Below are 20,717 nucleotides of genomic sequence, written 5' to 3'. Positions count from 1 at the left end.
CAACCCCCGTTCGCGCACATCCGGCCACCTCGCCGACCGCAGCCGTAAGACCTTTTCCCGACTTTTGTGATGAGAGGACCGATTTCCATGGCCGTTGCCCCCACCGGCAAGGTGACCTTCGTCGGTGCCGGCCCCGGCGCCGCCGATCTGCTGACGTTCCGGGCCGCGCGCGCCATCGCCGAGGCGGACGTCGTGATCTGGGCCGCGAGCCTGGTGCAGGCGGAGGTCCTCGACCACGCGCGGAAGGACGCGGAGATCCTCGACTCGGCGACCATGTCGCTGGAGGACGTGGTCGCCGTGTACGAGCGGGCCCGCGAGGAGGGTCTCCAGGTCGCACGGATCCACTCCGGCGACCCCGCCCTGTGGGGCGGTACGCAGGAGCAGCTCGACCGGTGCGCGCGGATCGGCATCGCCACCGAGGTCGTGCCCGGGGTCTCCGCCTTCTCGGCGGTGGCCGCCCTCGCCCAGCGCGAGCTGACCATCCCCGAGGTCGCGCAGTCCGTGGTGCTCACCCGGCTCGGCGGCGGCAAGACGCCGATGCCGCCCGGTGAGGAGGTGCGGGAGTTCGCCAAGCACGGCACCACCATGGCGATCTTCCTGTCCGCCGCGCGCAGTGGCCAGTTGGTGCGCGAGCTGCTGGAGGGCGGCTATCCGACGTCCACGCCGGTCGTGGTCGCCTACCAGGCGACCTGGCCCGAGGAGCTGGTGGTGCGGTGCACGATCGAGACGCTGGAGGAGACCGTCAAGGAGCACAAGCTGTGGAAGCACACGCTGTTCCTGGTCGGTCCGGCGCTGGACGCCGAGGGCACGCGGTCGCACCTGTACCACCCCGGCCACTTCCACGGGTACCGCAAGGCCGACCCGGAGGCCCGGCGGGCGCTGCGGGCGGCGAAGGGCGCCGGAACGTGATCACGGTCGTGGGTACGGGGACGGCGGCGGCGCCCGCGGAGTCCCTGGCCGGGGCCGAGCTGGTCGTGGGCGGGCGGCGGCACCTGGAGGCGGCGGCGGTCCCGGCGGACGCCGAGCGGGTCGTCCTCGGACCGCTGGCTCCGGCGCTGGACATCATCGAACGCCATCACGACAAGGGCAGCCGGGTCGTCGTGCTGGCCTCCGGCGACCCCGGGTTCTTCGGGATCGTGCGGGTGCTGGCGGAGCGGTTCGGGGCGGCGGCGCTGGACGTCCGTCCCGGTGTGTCCTCCGTGGCCGCCGCGTTCGCCCGGGTGGGGTTGCCGTGGGACGACGCGGTGGTGGTCAGCGCGCATGGGCGGGATCTGCGGACGGCGGTGAACGTGTGCCGGGCACATCCGAAGGTGGCGGTGCTGACCGGGCCCGGGGCGGGTCCTGCGGAGCTTGGTGCCGCGTTGGGCAGGGGGGCGGGTGCGGCGCCGTCGGGGCTGGTCGCGCAGTTCCCCGCGCCCCTGGAACGCGTACTCCTCGTTGCCTCTGCCCTCGGCACCGAGGACGAGTGCGTCGAACGCGTCACCCCCGCCGAGGCCGCGGGACGCGACTGGGGTACGGCCGTCAGTGTCGTCCTCTGTCTCGACGAGCGGCGGGCTCTCGGTGCCGTGCGCACCGTCGCCGGGCCTCCCCCACCCCCCTCTCAATGGGCCCTGGAAGAAGGCGAGTTCGCACACCGCGACTCCATGATCACCAAGTTCGAGGTGCGGGCGCTCGCGCTCGCACGGCTCGGGCCCCGGCTCGGGGAGCTGGTCTGGGACGTCGGTGCCGGGTCCGGGTCCGTGGCCGTGGAGTGTGCGCGGCTCGGTGCCGCCGTCGTCGCGGTCGAGAAGGCCGCCGACGGAGTCGAGCGGATCCGCGCCAACGCGGCCGCGCACGGGGCCGACGTCCAGGTCGTCCACGGGTCGGCACCGGACGCGCTCGCCGAACTGGACGATCCCGACGCCGTGTTCGTCGGTGGCGGCGGACGCGAGCTGCCCGGGATCGTCGCCGCCTGTGCCCGCCGGGCCCGGCGGAGTGTCGTCGTGGCGATGGCCGCGCTCGACCGGGTGCCGGCCGTCCGCGCGGCCCTCACCGACGCCGGGCTGGACTGCGACGGCGTACTGCTGCAGTCGTCCCGGCTCGCGCCGCTGCCCGGGGACGTGACCCGGCTCGCGGCGACCAATCCGGTTTTCCTGCTGTGGGGCGTCAGAAACCCCGTGTATCGAGAGGGAGTTGCTCAGTGATCGGCCTTATTTCCGCCACCGCGGCGGGAGCGGCGGCACGCGACCGGCTGGCCGCGGCCTGGCCGGACCGCACGCGCGTGTACGACGGCCCCGTGGGGGACGCCGTACGGCGGGCGTTCGCGGAGTGCGAGCAGCTCGTGTGCTTCCTGGCCACGGGGGCGGTCGTCCGCCTGATCGCGCCGCTGCTCGGCGACAAGGCGTCCGACCCGGGTGTGGTGTGCGTCGACGAGGGCGGGCGGTTCGCCGTCTCCCTGGTCGGCGGCCACGGCGGCGGCGCCAACGAACTCGCCCGGGAGGCCGGGGAGTTGCTCGGCGCCGAGCCCGTGGTGACGACGGCGACCGACGCGGTGGGGGTGCCGGGGCTCGACACCCTGGGGCTGCCGGTGGAGGGAGCGGTGGCGGCCGTGTCGCGGGCCCTCCTGGACGGGGAACCCGTCGCCCTGCACAACGAGTCGGACTGGCCGCTGCCGCCGCTGCCGGTCGCCGGGGAGGGGGCGTACGGCATCCGTGTCACGGACCGGCTCGTCGAGCTCTCCGAGCGGGAGGTCGTGCTGCGGCCGCCCACGCTCGTGGTCGGCGTCGGCGCCTCCAAGGACGCGCCCGCCGAAGAGGTACTGGAGTTGATCGAGGGCTCGTTGCGCGAGGCGGGGCTGTCGACGAGGTCGATCGCCGAACTCGCCACCGTGGACGCCAAGGCCGAGGAGCCGGGGATCGTCGCGGCGGCCGGGCGGCTCGGTGTGCCCCTGGTGACCCACTCCGCCGAGGAGCTGGCCGCCGTCGAGGTGCCCAACCCCTCGGACGCGCCCCTGGCGGCCGTCGGCACACCGTCGGTCGCGGAGGCCGCCGCGCTGATCGGTGGCGGTGAACTCCTCGTCCCCAAGCGGAAATCGGCCGCCACGCCCGCCATGGCGACCTGCGCGGTCGTACGGCGTCCCGCGCGCGGCCGGCTCGCGGTCGTGGGACTCGGACCGGGCGCCCGGGACCTGCTCACGCCCCGCGCGCGGGCGGAGCTCCAGCGGGCTTCCGTGCTGGTCGGGCTCGATCAGTACGTCGACCAGATCCGCGATCTGCTGCGGCCCGGCACCCGGGTCCTGGAGTCGGGCCTGGGGGCCGAGGAGGAGCGGGCGCGCACGGCCGTCGAGGAGGCCCGCAAGGGCCAGGCGGTCGCGCTCATCGGCAGCGGGGACGCCGGGGTGTACGCCATGGCCTCCCCCGCGCTCGCCGAGGCCTCCGACGACATCGACGTGATCGGCGTTCCGGGGGTGACCGCGGCACTCGCGGCGGCCGCGATCCTGGGGGCCCCGCTGGGCCACGACCACGTGTCCATCAGCCTGTCCGACCTGCACACCCCGTGGGAGGTCATCGAGCGGCGGGTGCGCGCGGCGGCCGAGGCGGACATCGTGGTCACGTTCTACAACCCCCGTTCCCGGGGCCGGGACTGGCAGCTGCCCAAGGCGCTCGCGATCCTCGCCGAGCACCGGGAGCCCACCACGCCGGTCGGCGTCGTACGCAACGCCTCCCGGCCCGACGAGTCCGGCCGCCTGACGACACTGGCCGCTCTCGACCCGGCGACGGTCGACATGATGACGGTCGTGACCGTGGGCAACACGGCGACCCGTGACATCGCGGGGCGCATGGTGACGCCGCGCGGCTACCGCTGGCAGACGTCGGAGGAGGGCTCGAAGTGAACCGTGTCGTCCACCCGATCGAGGTGGAGTCCTACCGGCGGCTGCGTGCCCGCCTGGACACCTCGCACTTCCCGCCGCTGACCCGGGCGGTGGTGGAGCGGGTCATCCACTCCGCCGCCGATCTGGAGTACGCCACCGATCTCGTCATGGACGAGGCCGAGTTGGAGAAGGCGCACGCCGCGCTGCACTCCGGGGCGCCGGTCGTCACCGACGTGGAGATGGTCGCGGCGGGCATCACCCGGCGGGAGACCGTCTGCCGGCTGCGGGACGCCGAGTCCGGCCCCGGGCTGACCCGTTCGGCCCATGCGATCCGTCTCGCCCACGAGCAGGTCGGCCCGGGGGCGATCTGGGTGATCGGCAACGCCCCCACCGCGCTGGAGGAGCTGCTGACCCTGGACGCGGCCCCGGCGCTGGTCATCGGGCTGCCCGTCGGTTTCGTCGGCGCGGTCGAGTCCAAGGCCGCGCTGCGCGAGAGCGGCCTGCCCGCTGTGAGCAACGTGTCCGAGAAGGGCGGGTCCGCCGTGGCCTCCGCCGCGCTCAACGCCCTGCTGTACCACCCCACCCACCCCGCTGAGGAGACATCGTGACCACCCCGCCGCCCGCCCTGCTCATCGCCGGTCATGGCACCCGGGACGAGGCCGGAGCCGAGGCGTTCCGCGACTTCGTCCGGGAGCTGGGGGCCCGCCATCCCGAACTGCCCGTCGCGGGCGGCTTCATCGAGCTGTCCCCGCCACCGCTGGGCGACGCGGTGACCGAGCTGGTCGAGCGCGGTGTCCGCCGGTTCGCCGCCGTGCCGCTGATGCTGGTGTCCGCCGGGCACGCCAAGGGCGACATCCCGGCCGCGCTGTCCCGCGAGAAGGAACGCCACCCGGGGATCTCCTACACCTACGGCCGTCCGCTGGGCCCGCACCCGGCGCTGCTGAACGTGCTGGAGCGGCGCCTCGACGAGGCGCTCGGCGCCACCGGGAGCCGTACTCCGATGGACCGGGCGGACGTCACCGTGCTGCTCGTGGGCCGCGGCTCCACGGACCCCGACGCCAACGCGGAGGTGTACAAGGCGGCCCGGCTGCTGTGGGAGGGGCGCGGCTACGCGGGCGTGGAGACGGCCTTCGTGTCGCTGGCCGCGCCGGACGTGCCGAGCGGACTCGACCGGTGCGTGGCCCTGGGCGCGCGCAGGATCGTCGTCCTGCCCTACTTCCTGTTCACCGGGATCCTGCCGGACCGGGTGCGGCAGCAGACCGAGGGCTGGGCGGCCGCGCATCCGGAGGTCGAGGTGCGTTCCGCCGACGTCATCGGCCCGGAGCCGGAGCTGCTGGACCTGGTGATGGAGCGCTACCAGGAGGCCGTCAAGGGCGATCTGCGGATGAACTGCGACTCGTGCGTGTACCGCATCGCGCTGCCCGGGTTCGAGGACAAGGTGGGCCTGCCGCAGCAGCCGCACTTCCACCCGGACGACGACGACCACCACCACGGCCACGGCCACCACCACGGAAGCCACACCCATGCGCACTGACCGGGCCGGGGGCCACGATCTGCGGCACCACGGCGACGCCGAGGTGCGGGACGACGGGGCGCGGCTCACCGACCTCGCCGTCAACGTCCGCGCGGACACTCCCCCGGCCTGGCTGCGGGAGCGGATCGCCGGGTCGCTGGCCGGGCTCGCCGCCTATCCCGACGGCCGGCAGGCGCGGGCGGCGGTGGCCGTCCGGCACGGGGTGCCGGTGGAGCGGGTGCTGCTGACGGCGGGGGCCGCCGAGGCGTTCGTGCTGCTCGCCCGCGCTCTGACGGTTCGTCATGCCGTGGTGGTGCACCCGCAGTTCACCGAGCCGGAGGCGGCGCTGCGGGATGCCGGGCACGAGGTCCACCGGGTGCTGCTGCGGGAGGAGGACGGTTTCCGGTTCGACCCGGCGGCGGTCCCCGAGGAGGCCGACCTGGTGGTCGTGGGAAACCCGACCAACCCCACCTCGGTCCTGCACCCGGCCGACACGATCGCCGGACTGGCCCGTCCCGGGCGCACGCTGGTGGTGGACGAGGCGTTCCTGGACGCGGTGCCGGGCGAGCGCGAGGCCCTGGCCGGGCGCACGGACGTGCCCGGACTCGTCGTCCTGCGCAGCCTGACCAAGACCTGGGGCCTGGCCGGGCTCCGCATCGGTTACGTCCTCGCCGCCCCGGAGACGATCGCCGGCCTGGAGCGGGCCCAGCCCCTGTGGCCGGTCTCCACTCCCGCTCTCGCGGCGGCCGTGGCGTGCACGGAGCCCCGGGCCCTGGCGGAGGCCGCCCACGCGGCCCACCGCGTGGCCACCGACCGGGCCCATCTCGTCGCCGGGCTGCGGGAGTTCGCCCCGGACGGCCTGCGGGTGGTCGAACCGGCGCAGGGCCCCTTCGTCCTGGTCCGCCTGCCGAGGGCAACGGACGTCCGGCGGCATCTGCGCGACCTGGGGTTCGCGGTGCGGCGCGGGGACACCTTCCCGGGGCTCGGTGAGGAGTGGCTGCGGCTCGCGGTGCGGGACCGGGCGACGGTCAACTCCTTTCTCCAGGCGCTGGATCAGGCCGTGACGCTGGCCCAGCACTGAGGCGGGTGCCGTCGGGGAAGCGGATCTCGACGGCGCCCGCTGCGGTGAGGGTGGCGCCCGCGCCCGTGACCCGCACATCGGTGCCGAGGGCCACGAGGGTGACCAGGAGGGGGCCGGTGCCTTCGAGGACGGGGGTCGCCGAGTGGCGCCCGCAGGCGTTGGTGTCCTCGGCCGCCACGACCCTGCCCATGCCCTCGCCCCAGCCGTACAGGCCGACGACGGTGCTCGTCAGTCCGTCCGCGGCCCGGCGGACCCGCGCCCAGCCCGGCCCGGACTCGGCGACCGGCGGCTCGGCGTCGTCAGCGATGGCCCAGCCCCCTTCCCGCGCGCGGACGTTGCTCCCCGGGACATGGTGCACGCGCGCCTCCCACGGCCCGTGGACCACGCTCACCGTCTCGACGCGGTGCCCGTGTGCGCGGTGCCAGGAGGCGGCCGTACGGCCTTCGCAGCCCAGCGGATGGATACGGCCGCGCGGTGACGGGGTGCCGTCGGGGGCGAGCAGGGCGAGGTGGTTGTCGGGGCCGAGGGGGGTCTCGGGGGCGGTGGCGGTGGAGTAGGCGAGCTTGGCGTAGTGCGGGCTGTCGGCGTCGGTGGCGGGTGGGGGCGGGAGGCGGTCGGTGCCGTGGTTGACGAGGCGGACGATCCCGTCGGAAGCGGTCGAGTGGAGCAGCCAGCCGGGGGCGGGCAGGGCGAGGACGGTGTCGGCGGTGTCGACGGGGCCGGGTTCCTCGGGGGCCGTCCACACGGGGTGGTCGGCCGGCAGCAGCAGACCGAGGAACGCCTTGCTCGCCCAGTACGGGGAGGCGGGACCCGAGTAGCGCTGGAGCACTCCCTCGAACGGCCGGTACCAGCCGAGGGTGAGCAGGCCGCGCTCGTCGGGGACGCCCCGCTCGGTGAAGTGCTTCAGGGTGCCCGAGGCCAGGCGCCGGGTGCGGCCGGGCGGCAGCGGGGTGGCGTCGGAGAGGGCGCCCGCCCAGAGCGGGGCGGCGGCGGCGAACCGGTAGGTGAGCGAGCGGCCCTGGTGGACGGGGGCGCCGTCGGAGCCGAAGAAGTACTGGTGGACGCCGAGGAACTCGCGCAGCCGGTCGCGGTGGCGGGCCACGGTCGCCGGGTCGGCGCGCGGTCCGGCGATCCGGGCCCACAGCACCGGGTACAGGTGCAGCGCCCAGGCGTTGTAGTAGTCGAACTTCTTCCCGTCGCCGTCGGTGTACCAGCCGCCGCCCCGGTACCAGTCGTCCAGCCGGGCGAGGCCCGCCTCGATCTCCGCCCGGCTGTGCGGGGCGCCGACGGAGGCCAGGAACTCCTCCGTGATCACCTGGAAAAGCCGCCAGTTGGAGTCGTTGGCGGTGGCCCCGACGAACCCGCCCAGCCACTCGACCACCCGGCCCCGCACTCCGTCGTCGAGCCGGTCCCACAGCCAGGGCCGGGTCTCGTGCAGCGCGAGGGCGACCGAGGCGGCCTCCACCATCGGCTGGGCGCGGTCGGTGATCGGCGGCCAGTGCTCGGGGTGGTGCGGATCGGTACCGGCGGCGAGCCCGGCGGCGTACCGCTCGACGAGCGCGGGAGCGACCCGCCCCGCCGACCCGGCGATGCGGAAGGCGGCGAGCAGGAAGGACCGCGCGAACCCTTCGAGCCCGTCGGACCAGGCGCCGGAGTGGCTGGGCGGCCCGGGCAGCCGGTACTGGGCGAAGCCGGGGGTGGCGTAGGGCAGCAGCCCGTCGAGGAGGCGGTCGGCGACGGCTTCCCAGTGGGCGCGGGTCCAGCCGGTGAGGGGTGAGCGGAGCGGGTCGGTGGGCGGCAGGTCGAGGTGGTGCGTCGGGTCGTCGGGGGGCGACACATGCGGCGCGGTCATACGGGGGTGAGTCCTCCGTCGGTCGGTGGTGGGGCGACGCTTCGGCGTACGACGATGTGCGTGCCCAGCAGGTGGTGGCTTCCGGCGGCGTGTTCGGGGTCGCGCAGGGCGATGCGTACGGCGGCCCGGCCGAGCTCCTCGGCGGGCGTGCGGACCGTCGTCAGCGGGGGGTTGAAGTCCTCGGCGAGCGGGATGTCGTTGTAGCCGACGACGGAGAGGTCCGCCGGCACGGCGAGCCCCGCGTCGGCGATGGCACGCAAGGCCCCCGCGGCGACCATGTCGTCCCCGGCGACCACCGCCGTGAACTCCCTGGTCTCCTTGAGGAGTTCACCCATGGCCCGCAGTCCGGCCGCCCGGCCCAGCCCGCAGTCGACGACCCGCGCGGCCTCGGGAGGCAGCCCGTGCTCGGCGAGCGCGGCCCGGTACCCGGCGACGCGTGCGTCCAGGGCCGTGTTCCCGGGCAGGCCGCCGAGGAAGACGATCCGCCGGTGCCCCGCGGACAGCAGGTGCCCGGTGATCGCCCGGGCCCCGGCCTCGTTGTCGAACTCGACGACCAGCGCCGGGATCTCGGGATCCGGGGCGGGACGGCCGCACAGCACGAGCCGGGCCCCGGTGGAGTCGAGCGCCTGGGCGTAGTGGGCCACCCGCTCGCGGTACGCCTCGTCCTCGACGACCCCGCCGACGAGGATCACCAGCCGGGCCCCCTCCTCCCGCATCAGCTGCACGAACTCCATCTCCCGCTGCGGGTCCCCGCCGGTCGCCCCGACCACGCACAGCCAGCCGCGGTCGGCGGCCTCGGCCTCCACTCCCTCGGCGACCTGGGCGTAGAAGGGGCTGGTCACCTGCCGGACGACGACGGCGGCCATCTTGCGGCCGCCGCCGACCAGGGCCCGGGCGTGCGCGTTGGCGACGTAGTCGAGATCGCGGGCGGCGCGCAGGACCCGGGCCCGGGTCGCGGCCGGTACCGGGTGGTTGCCGCTGAGCGCGCGGGAGGCCGTCGCCATCGACACCCCCGCTCTTTCGGCGACCTCACGGATCGTGACCCGTCGCCTGGACCCCGGCTCCGTCATGTCGTTCTCCATCCCCCGCGTCTCCTGTTCCACCGGCGGCGCCTCATGTGTTGGCCGCGTAGTCCTTCGCGAACTCACCGGCCATTCTGTCGCCGCCCCGGTCCCGCCACTTCTTGACCACCGCGTCCCACTCGGACAGCGGCAGCCGCCCGGCGACGATCCCGGTGACGGCGTCGTCGAGCATCGCCTTGAGCGTGGTGCCCTGGGCGTTCCTGGTGCGGGACTGCAGGCCGTTGGAGGCGTTGCGGATGGCGTGCGGCACGACCTTCCGCTGCCAGGAGTGCAGGGCCCGTACTGCGTCCGGCATGCCCGGCACGAACAGCACCTGCGGGCCCTCGGCGAGGTACTTCAGCGGCAGGTTGGTGTTGTTCTCGACCTCGCCGAGCTCGGTGGGCTCGGGCGAGCCGTCCTTGCCGCGGGTGAAGTGGGTGCCCTCGACGCCGTAGTGGACGAGCTCCCACTCCCTGCTGCCGAAGGGGGCGGCGAGGTAGTCGAGGATGCGCAGGAGGAGTTCGACGCGCTCCTTCCCGGCCTTCTTCAGGACGGTGTAGCCGAAGGAGCGGCGGGCGGCGACGATCCCGCCGCTCTCGCCGTCCACGCTGTAGGGGAGCGCTGCGGCCGGGGTCAACTTGCCCTGTGACTCACGGTACTTGGACAGGTAGGCGCCGAAGCCGTCCTGCATGGAGCCGACGGTGCCGTTGTAGTAGAGGGTGGTCAGGTCGATCTGGGACACGGACGTCGAGTCGGGGTAGTAGGAGCCGTTCTTGCGGAGTCCGGCCTGGAAGGCGATGGCCGCCTTGTAGCGTTCGTCGGTGGCGCAGTGGTGGAAGGTGCCGTCCTTGGTGACGGCCCACTCGTTGGGCGCGTTGTGGGCGGCGGCGTGCACGGCGTTGCCGAACAGGGAGCCGTTGGCGGCCCCGAGCGCGTAGGTGCGGCCGCTGGTGGCCCGCTGGGCGACGGCGGCGAAGTCCTCCGAGGTCCAGCCCTCCTTCATTCCCGAGTCGGTGAACAGGCCCTGGTTGAGCCAGAGGGTGGAGCCGGGCAGCGGGCGTTCCAGCGGGATGCCGTAGATGCGGCCGGCGATGCGGCCCATGTCCTGCCAGGCGTGGGTGGGGATGCCGGCCAGGTTCGGGTAGTCGGCGATCGCCTCGCCGGACAGGTACGGGGTGAGGTCCTCGGCCCGGCGTTGCACGAACTCCGCCTCGCGGGGCAGGACGAAGCCGGAGAACAGGTTGATGATGTCGGGCAGGGTGTCGGCGTCGCCCGCCATGACCGTGGCCATCTTCTTCTGGTAGTCGGCCTGGGAGACGATCGTGTACTCGATCCTCACGCCCAGCGCCTTCTCGACGGCGGCCCAGAACCGGTTCGCCGAGGCCGGTTTGGGCGGGGTGCCGAAGGACACCGACATGACCTTGACGGTCGAGCCGTCGCCGGGGGTGCGGGAGACGGACCTGACCAGGTCGGCGGGGTAGGCCGTGTATCCGGCCTGGACGCCCGCCCGGGTGGGCGCGAGGTCCGGCTTGGGCCCGCTCGCCGCCTTGTACGCGGGCCAGGGGGCCAGCTTCTTGCCCGCGTTGGAGACGTCGCTGTCGCCGGAACCGGTGGAGCAGGCGGTCAGCGCACCGGGGACGGACAGGGCCGCCGCGGACAGCAGCAGGGTGCGTCGGGACAGGCTGGGCATGGGTGAATCACCTCGTGTCGGCTTGTGTCAGCTCGGGTCAGCTCTTGATGGCGCCGGTGAGCACGCCCTTGGTGAAGTACTTCTGGAGGAAGGGGTAGATCAGCAGGATCGGCACGGTGGCGATCACGAGGACCGCCATCTGCACGGTCTGCGGGGCGGTGACGGTGCCCTCGCCGGTGGTGGCGTCGGTGAGCCCGGAACCGGCCACCACGTAGGTGCGCAGCACCTGTTGGAGGGGCCAGTGGTCGCTCTCCAGGTAGAGCGAGGCGTAGAACCAGGAGTTCCAGTAGGCCACCGCGTAGAAGAGCCCCACGACGGCCAACGCGGCTTTGGACAGCGGCAGTACGACGGAGACGAGCACCCTCCAGTCCCCCGCCCCGTCGAGGCGCGCGGCCTCGTACAGCTCGTCGGGGATGCCCTGGAAGAAGCCGCGCAGGACGACCAGGTTGAAGACGTTCACCAGGACGGGCAGCACCAGTGAGGCGTAACTGTCCAGCAGGCCCAGCTCCTTGACCAGCAGGAAGCTCGGGATCATGCCGGGCGGGAAGAGGAAGGTGAACAGGACCAGGAGGAGGACCGGCCGGCCGCCGAGGACGCCGGGTCGGGCGAGGGCGTAGGCGAGGGTGACCGTGCACAGGAGGCTGAGCGCGGTTCCCACGACCGTGACGCCGACGCTGACGCCGAGGGCGTGGGTGACGATCCCGCCGTCGAGGATGTCCCGGTAGGCCTGCAACGAGGGACGGGTCGGCCACAGCACCCAGCCCCCGTTGTCGACGACCTCCTCGGTGGAGGCGAGCGAGGTCGACACGATGACGAGGAACGGCACGCAGACCAGCAGGACGACGACGGCGAGCGCCATCGCCTTCGCGGCCTGGGTCACCGGCTTCGGTTTCTCCAGCCATCCCGGACGGGTCTGGGCACTCACTTGTAGACCCCCTGTTCGCCGAGGCGGTGGGCGACCTTGTTGGCCGCGTAGACGAGGAGGGCGCCGACGACGCCCTTGAACAGGCCCGCTGCGGCGGCGAATCCGTAGTCGCCGCCGACGATGCCCTGGTAGTAGACGAAGGTGTCGATGATCTCGGAGGCCTCGGGGCCGACGGCGTCGCGCTGGAGCAGCATCTGCTCGAAGCCGACGGAGAGGATGTCGCCGAGCCGCATGATCAGCAGCAGCACGATCACCGGGCGGACGGCGGGCAGGGTGACGTGCCAGAAGCGCCGCCAGGGGCCCGCCCCGTCGATCGCGGCGGCCTCGTACTGCTGCTCGTCGACCTGGGCGAGGGCGGCGAGGAAGATGATCGTGCCCCAGCCCGCGTCCTTCCAGACGACCTGGGCGACGACGAGCGGCTTGAAGGCGTCGGGGTTGCCGATGATGTCGACGGTGTGCAACCCCATGCCGTCCAGGCCCGAGTTGAGCAGTCCGGTGTCGCCGAGCAGCTGCTGGAAGAGGGCGACGACGATCACCCACGAGATGAAGTGCGGGAGATAGGCGACCGACTGGACGAACCGGCGGACGCTGCTCCAGGTGAGGCTGTGCAGCAGCAGGGCGAGGCCGAGCGGGACCGGGAAGTAGAACACGAGCTGGAGAACGGCGATCCAGACGGTGTTGAGCACCGCGTCCCAGAACGCGGTGTCCTCGAACATCCGCCGGAAGTTGCCGAGTCCGGTCCAGGGGCTGCCCCATATGCCGTCGAACGGGACGTACTCCTTGAACGCGATGACGTTGCCGACCAGCGCGCCGTAGTGGAAGAGCAGGAAGTAGGCGAGGCCGGGCAGCATCAGCAGGAGAAGGGTCCTGCTCTGGAAGCGTTTTCGTCGGGCGACTGCCAAGACTCTCCCTCTTCCTGGTGGGTCAGATCGAAGAGGAAGTTAAAGCGCTTTCATTCAGGGGTCAACAGTTCTGACAAATCTGGGGAGTTGAGGCAGGTCGGAGCGATGAGGTGAAGGATCAACGTGAGTGAAAACGCTCTCAGAGACTAGGCCCGTGCGCGGCGCCCCAGAAGGACGCTCGCGATGATCACCCATACGCCCGCGAGTGCGAAGGCGAAGAAGCCGACCCAGGGGACGAAGACCAGGACCCCGAGGACGAGCGCGGCCCAGCTCAGCCAGCGGGGCAGCGGCGAGTCGCCGGAGCGGACCGTGGCCAGGCCGGCGGCCAGGAGCATCAGGCCCATGCCGGCGACGAACGGGATGAAGAAGTCCTCGTTGACCGCGTTGAGCGTCTGGAGCGCCGCAGGGGTCGCGGAGGACTTGTCCGAGAGGTCCAGCAGGGCCAGGGTGAGGGCCGCGCCCACCAGGAAGCCCGCGGCGATCAGGACGCCGCCGGCGAGGACCACGCGGTGCAGCCACTCGCCGCCGGGCGGGAGGTCCCGGACCGCGCGGGCCAGGTACGCGGCGAAGAGGACGAACAGCACCGCGGCGATGACCAGGAGATACAGGCTCACTCCGGTCTGCGCGCGATGGTCGTCGTAGAACGACCTCACCTCGCGCCCGGAGGCGCCGACGCCCGGAGTGTCGCCGAGCAGAAGGAATGCGGCAACCGTGAGCGCCACGGCCACGACACCGGTGAGCGGTGCTACGCGCATGGGGACCTCCTCACCCCCCGGGCACAGCCGCCCCCTCGTTTTCCACGGTGGCAGAGATGCGGCCGCTGCGCCATCCGGGTGAGTGCCGGGCCCCGGTGCGGGCGAGGTGGGCGGTCAGCCCCGGCGTCGGGCCACCACCACGGCTCCCGCACCGGCCACGAGCAGCGCGAGCGCCCCGCCGAGGAGGTACGGCGTGACGGAGCTGCCGCCGGTCTCGGCCAGGCCCGCCTCCTCGACGGGGCCGCCCTGGGGTTCGACCTCGTCCGCGGGCGACTGCGAGGCGGCGGGGGCGGCCGGTGCCTCGCAGGTCGCCTTCGCGAGGGTCAGGGTGCCCTCGACGTCGGCGACGCCCAGCTTCAACGGGTTGACGGAGACGGTGAGTTCGAGCGCGGTGGCGGCGGCCGTGCGCGAGCTGGTCGCGTTCCTCGACAGGTCGAGGCGGACCTCGCCGACACCGGGCACCTTGACGTCGGTCGGGCCGCCGGCGGTCACCGTGACCTTCTTGCCGAGCACCGTGACCGCGCCCAGGAGGTTCGAGGAGGCGGTCGGGGTCCGGCCGGCCTCGCAGACCGCCTCGGAGGTGACGCCCTCGATCTCGATCAGGGACAGCAACGGAAGACCGGGGACATGGACCTTGGCGTGGGTGAGACGGGTGGACGCCTCGGCCTTCCCGTCGGTGACCGTCGCCGTGGCGTCGGCCGCCTCGGCGGCGAGCACACTGAACGGCCGTCCCCCGTCCACACCGTCCAACGTCGCCGTCAGCGCGGTCTGCCGGGCGCTCCGGGGTGCCTCGACCTCGTTGAGGGCGACCGCGAGGGGGACGTGCACGGTCTTGTCGAGCAGGTTGACGTCCAGCCCCGTGCGCAGGACGACGGCGCTCGCGTGCCCCTGGTCGCCGGTCGCGTGCGCGGCGCCCGCACCGGCCAGCGCCGCGGGACCGGCGGCCAGGACGGTGGCCGTCGCCACGGTGGCGAGACGGCGTGCGGGCATGCGGAAGTGGGTGCTGTTCACGGTGGTGGGACCCCCAGGAAGGACTGGCTCGGGACCTCGAAAGGATGTCGCACCACCGGTCGTTCGACAGCGATCCGCCGGGAGTTCACACGATCGTGGCGCATCCGCGCACGCTTTCGAGCCCGCACGTCCCCGGCGCCTACTCCACCACCCGGCCGTTCAGCACGACCTGGAGCGGAGCCGCCAGAACCCGTACGTCCGCACGCGGATCCTGCTCGTACACCACCAGGTCCGCGGGTGCCCCCTCCTCCAGACCCGGGCGTCCCAGCCACGCGCGGGCGCCCCATGCCGTCGCCGACAGGGCCTCGACCGGGGGGATTCCGGCCGTCACCAGTTCCGCGACCTCCGCCGCCACCAGCCCGTGCGGGAGGGTGCCGCCCGCGTCCGTGCCGACGTACACCGGGATGCCGGCGTCGTAGGCGCCGCGGACGGTGTCGTAGCGGCGCTCGTGGAGCCGCCGCATATGGGCGGACCAGCGGGGGAACCGGGACTCGCCGCCGTCCGCCAGCTTGGGGAAGGTCGCGATGTTGACCAGGGTCGGGACGATCGCGACGCCCCGCTCGGCGAAGAGGGGGATCAGGTCGTCCGTGAGGCCCGTCGCGTGTTCGACGCAGTCGATGCCCGCCTCGACCAGGTCCTTCAGGGAGTTCTCGGCGAAGCAGTGCGCGGTGACGCGGGCGCCGAGGCGGTGGGCCTCCGCGATGGCCGCCTCGGCCGCCTCCCGCGGCCAGCTGGGTGCCAGGTCGCCCACCTCGCGGTCGATCCAGTCGCCGACCAGCTTCACCCAGCCGTCACCCCGGCGGGCCTCCTGCGCGACGTACGCGACGAGGTCCTCGGGCTCGATCTCCCAGGCGTAGTTCCTGAGGTAGCGGCGGGTGCGGGCGATGTGCCGGCCGGCCCTGATGATCTTCGGCAGGTCCTCGCGGTCGTCCACCCAGCGGGTGTCGGAGGGCGATCCGGCGTCGCGGATCAGCAGGGTGCCGGCCTCGCGGTCGGCCAGCGCCTGCTTCTCGGCCACGCCCTGGTCGACCGGGCCGTGCGCGCCCAGGCCCACATGACAGTGCGCGTCCACCAGACCGGGCAGCGCCCAGCCCGACACCGTGCGGACGTCACGGGCGGCGACGGGACGGTCGTAGGAGATCCGTCCGTCGACCACCCACAGCTCGTCCCGGACGTCCTCGGGGCCGGCCAGGATCCGGCCCTTCACGTGCAGCACCGCGTGATCGTTCATGGATCGCACCCTAGTCAGCCGGGCGTCACTGTTCCCAGGGCGGTGGCCCCTCGAAGGCGAGCTGGTGGACGTCGAAGAGGACCGCCGCCTCGACGCCGAGGGCGGGACCGCCCTGTCGGGCCGCCCAGGTCAGGAAGGGGCGCGGCTCGAAGGCCCCGGCGCCGAGGCCCTTGGTGTACTCGGCGTGCGCGGCCAGGGAGGCGATGCCCCGCTCCAGGGGTTCGCCGGTGACGTCCACGCCGTGGGTGGGGCGGTCCGTCCCGGCGACGGCCACGAAGCGGACTCCGCCCCAGGGTTCGAGACCCTCGTCGGCGAGTTCGGGAAAGATCCAGCGGTTGCCGGCGTCGCGTGCCGCGTCGAGCGCGGCGAGGCCCACCACGCGGTGGTCGGCCTGGTTGACCACCCCGGCGACCATCCGCACGGTGTACGCCCCCGTCACCACGACCTCGGGACGGTGCCGCCGGATCGCCCGCACGATGTCCCGGCGCAGGGCCGGGCCCTCCTCGATCATCCCGTCGCGGTGGTCGAGGAACTCCACCGTGTCCACGCCGACTTCCCGCGCGCCCGCCCGCTCCTCGGCCTCGCGCAGCGGGGCCGCCTGATCCGGGTGCAGCCCGTCGATGCCCGCCTCGCCACGGGTGACCAGCAGATACGTGATCCGCTTGCCCTGGGTGGTCCAGCGGGAGACCGCGGACGCCGTCCCGTACTCGATGTCGTCCGGGTGCGCGGCCACGGCCAGGCAGCGCTCCCAGTCCTCCGGCAGCGGGGGCAGTGTGCCGCCCGCTCCGAAGCCGCCCGTGTCTCCGAGAGTCGTCATGCCCGAATGATGGCGCTTGTCAGGCTCTGTGCGACAGGGGAACGTACGTCCCCTGTCGGGGATCCTGTCGGGGATCCTGGCGGGGAACCTGTCGAGGGATCCTTTCAGCTGTCCTTTCCGATGCCCTCTCCCCCGCCGTCCTCCTGCACGTCGGCCATCGCCGGGTCGAGGAGCCGGGAGAGGAAGTGCCGGGTGCGCTCATGGCTGGGGTCACCGATGACCTGGGCCGGGGTGCCGTCCTCGACGATCACTCCGGCGTCCATGAAGACGACCCGGTCGGCGACCTCGCGGGCGAAGGTCATCTCGTGGGTGACGACCATCATCGTCATGCCCTCCTGGGCCAGCATCCGCATGACCGCGAGCACGTCGCCCACCAGCTCCGGGTCGAGGGCCGAGGTCGGCTCGTCGAAGAGCATCACCTCCGGGCCCATGGACAGGGACCGGGCGATCGCGACCCGCTGCTGCTGTCCGCCGGACAGGGAGGCGGGGTAGGCGTCCGCCTTCTCCGCGAGGCCCACCCGCTCCAGGTTCTCGGCGGCCACCTTCGCGGCCTCCGCCTTGCCCCGCCTGAGGACCCTGCGCTGCGGCAGTGTGAGGTTCTCGGTCACCGTGAGGTGCGGGAAGAGGTTGAACTGCTGGAAGACCATGCCGATACGGCGGCGTACGGCGTCGATGTCGACGTCGGGGTCGGTGAGTTCGGTGCCGCCGACGAAGACCTGGCCCTTCGTCGGCTCCTCCAGGAGGTTCACGCACCGCAGCAGCGTGGACTTGCCCGACCCCGAGGGGCCGATCACACAGACGACCTCGCCCTGGCCGATCTCCAGGTCGATCCCCTTGAGGACCTCGTTGGTGCCGAACGACTTGTGCAGACCGCGTACTTCGATCTCCGGCCGGCTCGCCTCAACGGTCATTTCACGGCCTCCTGGGCCTTGGCCTCCATACGGCGGACCACGAACCCGAGCGGGATCGTCACCAGCAGGTAGCACAGGCCGGCGACGAGGATCGGTGTGGAGTTGGCGGTCGTACTGGCCAGGTCCCGGCCGTACTTGGACAGTTCGCGCTCCTCCAGGGTGACACCGAGGAACAGCACCAGGGAGGAGTCCTTGAAGAGCAGGACGAGTTCGTTGGTCAGCGGCGGGAGGATGATCCGGAACGCCTGCGGGATGACGATCGAGACCATCGCCCGGGCCGGGGAGAAGCCCAGTGAACGGGCCGCCTCCATCTGCCCCTTGGGCACCGCCTGGATGCCCGCGCGGATCGTCTCCGCCATGTAGGCCGCCGCCACCAGACCGAGAGCGAGGGCGACCTTGCCGTACGTGCCGCCGATGATCTCCGTGCCGGGGAACGCGAGCGGTACGGCCACGCCGATGAAGATGAAGATCAGCAGGGCGGGCAGGCCGCGGAAGATCTCGATGTAGACACCGGCGAACCAGCGGTACGGGCCCACCGACGACAGCCGCATCAGCGCGATGACCATGCCGAGGACGAGCCCGACGACGAAGCCGGACAGCGTGTAGAGCACGGTGTTCTTCAACGCCAGCGTGATGACGTCGGGGAACATCTGGTCGGCGATGTCGGCCTGCGCGAACTGGTTCTTCAGCCGTCCCCAGTCCGCCGAGAGCGCGAAGGCGACCACGACGGCGACGAAGACGACGTACTGGACGCCGCGGGACAGGCTGCGCTTCTGACGCCGGGTCAGGCCCTTTTTGCGAGGCTGGAGTTGCGTGTCCGTCGCGGTCATGAGGCGGAGGGCGACGCGGCCGACGCGTCGTAGGGGCCGATCCACTTCTCGTAGAGCTTCTTGTAGGTGCCGTCGGCCTTGGCGTCCGAGAGCGCCTTGTTGATGGCGGCCCGCAGCTTGGTGTTGCCCTTCTTCACCGTGAAGCCGTACTGCTCACCGGTGTTGATGTTGTCGGCGACCTGGAAGGCGTCGGCGTTGGCCTTGTTCTTCAGCCAGCCCTGGACGACCGGGTAGTCGATGACGACGGCCTTGACCTGGCCGGAGCGCAGGCCGTTGAGGACGGCGTCGGAGGACTCGAAGGAGACCGGGTCGAAGCCCTGCGCCTTGACGTAGTCCTCGCCGGTGGTCTGCGCCTGGGCGCCGAGCTTCACCTTCTTCGCCTTGGCGTCGGCGAGCGAGGAGATCCCGCTGCCCTTGGCGACCAGGAGGGCCTGGGTGGCGTCGAAGTAGGGGTCGGAGAAGTCGACGTTCTTCTTGCGCTCGTCGGTGATGGTCATGCCGGCCGCGGCCAGGTCGCACTCGCCGGAGTTGAGGAAGGCGCCGGTCTTGAAGTTCTCGAAGGGGGTGTCGAGGATCTCCTGCTTCACGCCCAAATCCTTGGCGACCAGGTCGATCAGCGAGACGTCGAAGCCCTGGACCTTGCCGTCGATCTCCGACTGGAAGGGCGGGTACGGCAGGTGGGTGCAGGTGGTGAGCTGTCCGCCCTTGACCAGTTCGACCCCGCCCGCGGCGGTCTTCGAACCGCTGCCGCCGTCGTCGCTGGAGGTGCAGGCAGCGACGAGCAGGAGCCCGGCCGTCGCGGTGGTGGCGGCCAGGACGCGGGTCCGGCGCCCGGAGAGGGTGTTCACGGGAGGCCTCCTGTGGGGGAACTGTGGGTTCCGATTATAAGGAAAGGTTTGAGTCTCTCAAACCAAACCGATGGTTGCGAGGCCGTTCAGCCTAAGAAGTCGCCGGTCGTCGGGGGTCGATGGGGAACGGTTACGCTCGTCACGTCTACCCCAGTGAACGAAGAGAGCACCGTCGTGACGCACCCCTTCCTGGACCTGGCCCCGCTCGGCGCGGCACAGTTCGCCTCGATCGAGGACCGTGTGGCGCGGCTGCTGCGCACCGAGCAGGACGTCGTGATCATGCAGGGTGAGGCGCTGCTGCCGCTGGAGGGGGCGATCCGCTCCACGGCCGGTCCGGGTACGACCGCGCTGAACGTCATCACCGGTCCGTACGGGCAGACCTTCGGGGACTGGCTGCGGGACTGCGGCGCGACGGTGATCGACCTCGCGGTGCCCTTCCGCACGGCGGTGACGGCCGCGCAGATCTCCGCGGCGTTCGAGGAGCACCCGGCGATCGACTTCGTGTCGCTGGTGCACGCGGAGGCGGCCACGGGGAACACCAACCCGGTCGCGGAGATCGGGGACGTCGTACGGCGGCAGGGCGCCCTCTTCTACCTGGACGCGGTGGCCTCCGTCGGCGCCGAGCCCGTGCTGCCGGACGCGTGGGGTGTGGACCTGTGCGTGATCGGGGCACAGAAGGCGATGGGCGGGCCCGCGGGCGTGTCGGCGGTGTCGGTGAGCGAGCGGGCGTGGGCCCGCATGGCGGCGAACCCACAGGCCCCGCGCCGGTCGTACCTCTCCCTCCTGGACTGGAAGGAGCGCTGGATCGACGGCGGCCGCAAGGCGCTGCTGCACGCTCCGGCGCAGCTGGAGATGCTGGCGCTGGAGGCGTGCGTCGAGCGGATCGAGGCGGACGGACCGGAGGCGGTGATGGGCCGGCACCGGGCCGCCGCGGCGGCGACCCGGGCGGGGGCGCGGGCGCTGGGCGGGGGCCTGGAGCCGTATGTGCACGAGGACCGCGAGGCGGCTCCTGTCGCCACGACGCTTCGGGCACCGGCGGGAGTGGTCGCGTCGGAACTGGTGTCCCGGGCCCTGTCCTCCGATCCCGCACTGCCGCTGGCCGCGGGTGGGGGTGCGCTGGCCAAGGAGATGATCCGGGTCAACCACTACGGGGTGGACGCGACACGGGGGGCCGTGCGGGCCTGTCTTGCGGCGCTGGGGGCGGCACTGGGCGAGCGGGGCCTGCCGGTGGACGTGGAGGGCGCGCTGCGTTCCGCGGAAGAGGCGTGGCGCTGAGCGCCCCTTGTCGGAGAGCCGGCCCGAGTTCCACCGGGACATAATTCGTGAGGTAATTCCAGAGTTTATAAGAGCTTAGCTTCCCGTATTCTTCTGCCCGCTTTCCCTCGACCTAAACGCAAAGATTCTGCGAACGCTGGGCGGTCGAATTCGAGGAGATCTCGT

Annotated in this window: 19 protein-coding genes; 7 read left to right on the top strand and 12 right to left on the bottom strand. The window is 72.4% G+C overall.

The window, feature by feature from the left end; genetic code table 11:
* The first annotated feature begins 87 nt into the window (after nucleotides 1-87).
* From cobM to cobC, 6 genes are read left to right on the top strand one after another with little or no spacing between them, the layout of a single operon-like run.
* The gene (cobM, locus tag AQI94_RS06945) at nucleotides 88-909 is read left to right on the top strand and encodes a precorrin-4 C(11)-methyltransferase (protein WP_031043999.1); all 822 of its coding nucleotides are present in this window, start codon (nucleotides 88-90) and stop codon (nucleotides 907-909) included.
* Nucleotides 906-2,183, top strand: a complete 1,278-nt coding sequence (locus AQI94_RS06940) for a bifunctional cobalt-precorrin-7 (C(5))-methyltransferase/cobalt-precorrin-6B (C(15))-methyltransferase (RefSeq protein WP_031043996.1) — start codon at nucleotides 906-908, stop codon at nucleotides 2,181-2,183. Before cobM ends, AQI94_RS06940 begins: the two co-directional genes overlap by 4 nt.
* Complete coding sequence (cobJ, locus tag AQI94_RS06935) at nucleotides 2,180-3,871, top strand: precorrin-3B C(17)-methyltransferase (protein ID WP_031043993.1); 1,692 nt, start codon at nucleotides 2,180-2,182, stop codon at nucleotides 3,869-3,871. The genes AQI94_RS06940 and cobJ overlap by 4 nt, the downstream gene beginning before the upstream one ends.
* The gene (locus AQI94_RS06930) at nucleotides 3,868-4,458 is read left to right on the top strand and encodes a precorrin-8X methylmutase (protein ID WP_031043988.1); all 591 of its coding nucleotides are present in this window, start codon (nucleotides 3,868-3,870) and stop codon (nucleotides 4,456-4,458) included. The genes cobJ and AQI94_RS06930 overlap by 4 nt, the downstream gene beginning before the upstream one ends.
* Nucleotides 4,455-5,384, top strand: a complete 930-nt coding sequence (locus AQI94_RS06925; protein ID WP_031043985.1) for a sirohydrochlorin chelatase — start codon at nucleotides 4,455-4,457, stop codon at nucleotides 5,382-5,384. The genes AQI94_RS06930 and AQI94_RS06925 overlap by 4 nt, the downstream gene beginning before the upstream one ends.
* The gene (gene cobC, locus AQI94_RS06920) at nucleotides 5,374-6,444 is read left to right on the top strand and encodes an Rv2231c family pyridoxal phosphate-dependent protein CobC (protein WP_062229629.1); all 1,071 of its coding nucleotides are present in this window, start codon (nucleotides 5,374-5,376) and stop codon (nucleotides 6,442-6,444) included. The genes AQI94_RS06925 and cobC overlap by 11 nt, the downstream gene beginning before the upstream one ends.
* Here cobC and AQI94_RS06915 read toward each other — a convergent pair.
* From AQI94_RS06915 to AQI94_RS06860, 12 genes are all read right to left on the bottom strand, one after another.
* Entirely contained in the window at nucleotides 6,392-8,296 is a 1,905-nt protein-coding gene (locus tag AQI94_RS06915) for a DUF2264 domain-containing protein (RefSeq protein WP_051833040.1), read from the bottom strand. The genes cobC and AQI94_RS06915 overlap by 53 nt on opposite strands.
* Nucleotides 8,293-9,366, bottom strand: a complete 1,074-nt coding sequence (locus AQI94_RS06910; protein WP_031060863.1) for a LacI family DNA-binding transcriptional regulator — start codon at nucleotides 9,364-9,366, stop codon at nucleotides 8,293-8,295. Before AQI94_RS06910 ends, AQI94_RS06915 begins: the two co-directional genes overlap by 4 nt.
* 43 nt (nucleotides 9,367-9,409) lie before the next feature.
* The gene (locus AQI94_RS06905; RefSeq protein ID WP_062229628.1) at nucleotides 9,410-11,047 is read right to left on the bottom strand and encodes a type 2 periplasmic-binding domain-containing protein; all 1,638 of its coding nucleotides are present in this window, start codon (nucleotides 11,045-11,047) and stop codon (nucleotides 9,410-9,412) included.
* 37 nt (nucleotides 11,048-11,084) lie between these two features.
* Complete coding sequence (locus tag AQI94_RS06900; RefSeq protein ID WP_031060869.1) at nucleotides 11,085-11,972, bottom strand: carbohydrate ABC transporter permease; 888 nt, start codon at nucleotides 11,970-11,972, stop codon at nucleotides 11,085-11,087.
* Nucleotides 11,969-12,823 carry an ABC transporter permease gene (locus tag AQI94_RS06895; protein ID WP_031060870.1) on the bottom strand — a complete coding sequence of 285 codons (855 nt, stop codon included), beginning with the start codon at nucleotides 12,821-12,823 and terminating at the stop codon, nucleotides 11,969-11,971. The genes AQI94_RS06900 and AQI94_RS06895 overlap by 4 nt, the downstream gene beginning before the upstream one ends.
* 197 nt (nucleotides 12,824-13,020) lie before the next feature.
* Complete coding sequence (locus AQI94_RS06890; protein ID WP_031060874.1) at nucleotides 13,021-13,629, bottom strand: hypothetical protein; 609 nt, start codon at nucleotides 13,627-13,629, stop codon at nucleotides 13,021-13,023.
* Nucleotides 13,630-13,743: 114 nt separating this feature from the next.
* A complete protein-coding gene (locus tag AQI94_RS06885) occupies nucleotides 13,744-14,640 on the bottom strand; it encodes an SCO1860 family LAETG-anchored protein (RefSeq protein ID WP_031060876.1) in 897 nt (298 codons plus the stop codon).
* Between the two features lie 139 nt (nucleotides 14,641-14,779).
* Nucleotides 14,780-15,871, bottom strand: coding sequence for an amidohydrolase family protein (locus AQI94_RS06880; protein ID WP_031060879.1), 1,092 nt, complete (start codon nucleotides 15,869-15,871; stop codon nucleotides 14,780-14,782).
* 25 nt (nucleotides 15,872-15,896) lie between these two features.
* Nucleotides 15,897-16,688, bottom strand: coding sequence for a PIG-L deacetylase family protein (locus AQI94_RS06875; RefSeq protein WP_051833043.1), 792 nt, complete (start codon nucleotides 16,686-16,688; stop codon nucleotides 15,897-15,899).
* 104 nt (nucleotides 16,689-16,792) lie between these two features.
* Nucleotides 16,793-17,599: an amino acid ABC transporter ATP-binding protein gene (locus AQI94_RS06870; RefSeq protein ID WP_031060885.1), complete on the bottom strand. Its 807-nt coding sequence runs from the start codon at nucleotides 17,597-17,599 to the stop codon at nucleotides 16,793-16,795.
* A complete protein-coding gene (locus tag AQI94_RS06865) occupies nucleotides 17,596-18,429 on the bottom strand; it encodes an amino acid ABC transporter permease (protein ID WP_031060888.1) in 834 nt (277 codons plus the stop codon). The genes AQI94_RS06870 and AQI94_RS06865 overlap by 4 nt, the downstream gene beginning before the upstream one ends.
* Complete coding sequence (locus tag AQI94_RS06860) at nucleotides 18,426-19,277, bottom strand: transporter substrate-binding domain-containing protein (protein ID WP_031060891.1); 852 nt, start codon at nucleotides 19,275-19,277, stop codon at nucleotides 18,426-18,428. Before AQI94_RS06860 ends, AQI94_RS06865 begins: the two co-directional genes overlap by 4 nt.
* Before the next feature lie 174 nt (nucleotides 19,278-19,451).
* Here AQI94_RS06860 and AQI94_RS06855 point away from each other — a divergent pair, with 174 nt between their 5' ends.
* Nucleotides 19,452-20,552 (top strand): pyridoxal-phosphate-dependent aminotransferase family protein, encoded by a 1,101-nt coding sequence (locus AQI94_RS06855; protein ID WP_062229645.1) that lies wholly within the window; start codon nucleotides 19,452-19,454, stop codon nucleotides 20,550-20,552.
* Nucleotides 20,553-20,717: the final 165 nt, after the last annotated feature.

This window comes from Streptomyces pseudovenezuelae, from assembly GCF_001513955.1.
Classification (GTDB): Bacteria; Actinomycetota; Actinomycetes; order Streptomycetales; family Streptomycetaceae; genus Streptomyces; species Streptomyces pseudovenezuelae.
This window is presented reverse-complemented; position numbering and strand designations above follow the sequence as displayed.